Below are 3,856 nucleotides of genomic sequence, written 5' to 3' on the forward strand. Positions count from 1 at the left end.
TTATTGTTTTCTAAAACAGATGGGTTTATGTTGTTAGAATTTTCTGGTTCAGAAATAATATCTGAAAATATTTTTCCTGTTTCCAGCAAAGTATCTACTGAAAAAGTATCAATGCTTTCTGATGGGTAAATATCTATAATAAATTCTTGGTTGGTTGAGTTTGAGAAACTAGTCGAGAGTTGCAAAAAAGATGGATTATCAATTACTTCCTCGCCATTCACCGGTAACTGTTTTGCTACGGCTGCGTTAATTTCAGCTTGAACACTAGCGATCGCCGGATCTGATATATTGTTACTATCTGGTTGATTTAAATTCAGTCCTTGTACTAAATCACTGGTTTCATAAAAGGTTCTTAAATCGAAATCATATAAGCCCTGAAACTGCCCTTTAACTATAACCATCAGCTGTCCTGCCTCCAATACCTGATTTTGAGACGCTTTTTGGTTAAAAACTTCAATACCGCTATTAGTTAAAGCACCCACAACGGTGGTATCTGTTTGTTCGTCATAGCGCACAAATAGGGCTGAACCGCGAATTGCTGCGGCTGCATTTGGTGTTTGTATGCGTGTTTGTCCTCTTCCTGGTGGAATCAGTAGCAACATTGTGCCATTTGATAGGGTAAAGTTGCGAGTTTTGGGCAAAAATCTAAATACAGCCTGTTCCCCAACTCTTGCCAAAGAGCCATCATTGAAGCGCAAATCTGCTAGAGAAGCTCTACCAGTAGATAACCCATCCCCAGGATTCATGGGGTCTGATTTTCGAGCCGGACGCTGTTTTTGTCTTCTCGGAATCAGTTGCACTATGTTGCGGAGATTTTGAATCTCTGCACGAGTTAGAGGAGTCATCGCATTTGCCCAAGTAGGTAGTAACATGATGCTCCATACACTGCACACTAAAATTGAGTATGTTCTACGTAATTTCATATTCAAAATCGGGTCAATTTAATTTTTATTAAGCTAGTTCAAGATATTATTTGAGACATTTATACTAGTCAATATTTTAACATATAACTAAAGTGAAAGTTTTCACAATTAATACATTTCTTCTTACTGGCTATCCTCCAAGAAGGCTGACACCAACACAATGAGTATGAGGATTTTTTTTGTTGAATATACTTAAATAAATTCACTGCCAATTGCTAATGGAGTTTGGTGTTAATATTTTTTCATACATAATTCACGCAATTTCAAAAATTAAGATGCTACCCAAGAACTGGAAAAATTTATTGTTTAGCATTTGCTTAGTTTCCAGTAGTGCCAATTGTTGTAGTATTGCAATGGCTCCGGCTTTGGCTGTAAATTTAGATACAAAGTCTTGTCAAGAGCAGCTTGCGTCCAATATAAAATCTTTATTAAACTCACAGTTAACAATTGAAGCTTGCCAAAGGGGTGCTATTGAGCTAATTAATGCTAAGTTGCCGCAATTTGAGTCAGCATCCATAGAACGGAGTTCATCAAATCTTACACCGCCAGAATCAGTAATATCTCAGTCTAATCCTGAAGATAATTCTCCGGTTATGGAAAATAATAGTAATAGTCAAGAACTGAATGATTCCCTACAGCTAGAAACACAACCTACAGATTTTTTACCCTCTTTTCCAGTAGATGAACTTTTGGATAAACCCCAGAGGAATGAAGCGGAAAGGCTAGAAGGGTTAAAACGACGGTTGCGGGAGGGAAGACAGCCAATTCCTGATGATTCAGAGAGCCTTCAGGAACTGGGTTTACGGGTGCGCGAAAGGCCTCTACCCAAAAAACCTGTGCCTGAGTTTAAACCTATAGGTAATTTACAGGCTAGTTTCGGCTATTACCATACCAGTAATGTTTTTTCTTCTGATGTTGATCCCATAGAAGACGGGTTGATTTTTTCGGGACTGAGACTAGCCTCTGTATATTTCCCCTTGGGATCTAAGACTTTTGTGAATGGATCAATTGATGGTAGCCTGGTTCGCTATGTAGACCAATCAATTTATGATTACAACCGAGTAAAATTCGACTTGAATGTTTACCAACAGTTATCACCACGAATGTATGGCATAGTTGGCTGGAGTAATCAACAGTTATTTTATGCTAATAGCGATCGCTTTCAAGCAGGCGATCGCTTTTTAGGTGAAAATTCCCTGTCGCTATCTTTGGGAAGACGAGATTCCCTAACTCCACAATTAACGCTCAATAGCTTTTATGAGTTTAAAATAAATTTTGCGGAGCCAAATACCCGTAGTCGCATCATCAATTCTGCAAGGGTTTCTTTAAACTACGACCTACAACAGCCTTTACGAGTGGGTCTAAATTACTATTTGAACTTATCGGATTTTACGCAACGAGAACGCCATGACCACTATCATCAGATGTTTGGCAATTTGAGTTACCAACTATCTGACTCTAGCAACATTAATTTACAAACTGGCTTGACATTAGGTGGTTCTACTGGCAGAAACATTAATTTTGATGGCTGGTTTTTCAGTATTAACTACAATTGGCGCTTAGGTGAGTTTTGAGACATGGCTGACATCCTGAGACAAAAGCTTACTCATAACTAATCCAGTCACTCCAACTACCTGCATAAAGTTTACCTGTGTGAATATTTGCTATTTCCAAAGACAGTAAATTTACACAAGCAGTCACACCAGAACCACAGTAAACTATAATTTCCTCAGTTTTTGCTAGTTTTTCCCAGCGTTGGCCTTGCTCTAATGGAGAAAGTAAATAACCTGAAGAGTCTGTAATTTCCTGCCAAGGATAATTGACCGCACCGGGAATATGACCGGCAATTTTGTCTATTGGCTCTCGTTCTCCTCGATAGCGATCGCTTTCCCTAGAATCTACTAAAGCTACTTCTGGCAAATCTTTACGACCTTTTACCGCCTCAATATCTACTAGCATTTCTGGTATGACTTTGGGGATAAAATGACCTTTTTTGGGTAGCGAAATCACATCTGTAACGGCATAACCAGCTGTTTGCCAGGCTGTAAATCCTCCATTTAATACAACTACTTGCTCATGTCCTAGATAACGTAATAACCACCAAAGACGAGATGCAAAAGCCAAACGCGAATCATCATAAGCAACAACTAAAGTTTTGGGAGAATTTATGCCAATTGCTGATAATTTGTGAGCTAGATCATTGACATTAGGCAAAGGATGTCTACCACCATGCTTACCTATAGAATTAGAAAGATCCTGATTCAAATCTAGATAATAAGAATTTTCAATGTGACCCGCTAAGTATTGCTGTTTTCCTAGTTGCGGATTAGCCAGAGAAAAGCGACAATCCACAATGACGATGTGCTGATCGTGAAGATGTTCAAACAGCCAAGCTGGGGAAACAAAAAATTGAGTGTAAGCCATAGATTACAAGCTAGTTATACAGAAAATTTGTATTTGTTACCGAATTGGGATAAGTTTTTATCATGCCAATCACTCAACGTGAATTTGTATTTTAAATTACATAGAGCATGGCATTTTTTTATGTATCGCATTTTCATCTGTGCTTTGTATTTTATTAAAATAGGCAATAGACTAGGAATATAATACTTTTATAGAGTTAAATTGAGTACAATATTTTCTGATGCTTATATATAAAGCAATCCCCGTAAAAACTCTGATGTAAATATTAAACTTGTTTTTGCAGTCAAACACTGCTATTTTTTTGGAAAAAGTGGGGTAATTTTATGAGTTCATGGAGTCCCAACTGTAAAAACCTGAATCATTACGAACAATTTGGAGGGTCTGGCAAGCACAACAAAGTACATAAGAGCGATGCCAATGATGTATGAGAATTACAAAACTTAACAATTGATACCTGAGACTGATCTCAAGGTAATTTACTCATGGAACAAATACAAGTAACTTCTGAT

3 protein-coding genes are annotated in these 3,856 nt (G+C 37.7%); 1 reads left to right on the forward strand and 2 read right to left on the reverse strand.

Features of this window, described 5'->3' with window-relative positions; all coding sequences use genetic code 11:
* Window positions 1-872 (reverse strand): FecR family protein (locus VB654_RS14390; RefSeq protein ID WP_323214454.1); only part of this gene is annotated, 872 nt, incomplete at its 3' end.
* 404 nt (window positions 873-1,276) lie between these two features.
* On the opposite strand from VB654_RS14390, the gene VB654_RS14395 reads away from it, so the two are divergent.
* Window positions 1,277-2,497 (forward strand): hypothetical protein, encoded by a 1,221-nt coding sequence (locus VB654_RS14395; RefSeq protein ID WP_323214455.1) that lies wholly within the window; start codon window positions 1,277-1,279, stop codon window positions 2,495-2,497.
* 28 nt (window positions 2,498-2,525) lie between these two features.
* On the opposite strand, the gene VB654_RS14400 is transcribed toward VB654_RS14395, so the two are convergent.
* Window positions 2,526-3,347, reverse strand: coding sequence for a sulfurtransferase (locus VB654_RS14400; protein WP_323214456.1), 822 nt, complete (start codon window positions 3,345-3,347; stop codon window positions 2,526-2,528).
* Window positions 3,348-3,856 lie beyond the last annotated feature (509 nt).

This window comes from Nodularia sp. UHCC 0506, from assembly GCF_034931045.1.
In the GTDB taxonomy this organism is placed as follows: Bacteria; Cyanobacteriota; Cyanobacteriia; order Cyanobacteriales; family Nostocaceae; genus Nodularia.

Coding starts and splice junctions, on each gene's coding strand:
- VB654_RS14395 (WP_323214455.1), top strand. CDS start 1,277: ATGGCTCCGGCTTTGGCTGTAAATTTAGATACAAAGTCTTGTCAAGAG.
- VB654_RS14400 (WP_323214456.1), bottom strand. CDS start 3,347: ATGGCTTACACTCAATTTTTTGTTTCCCCAGCTTGGCTGTTTGAACAT.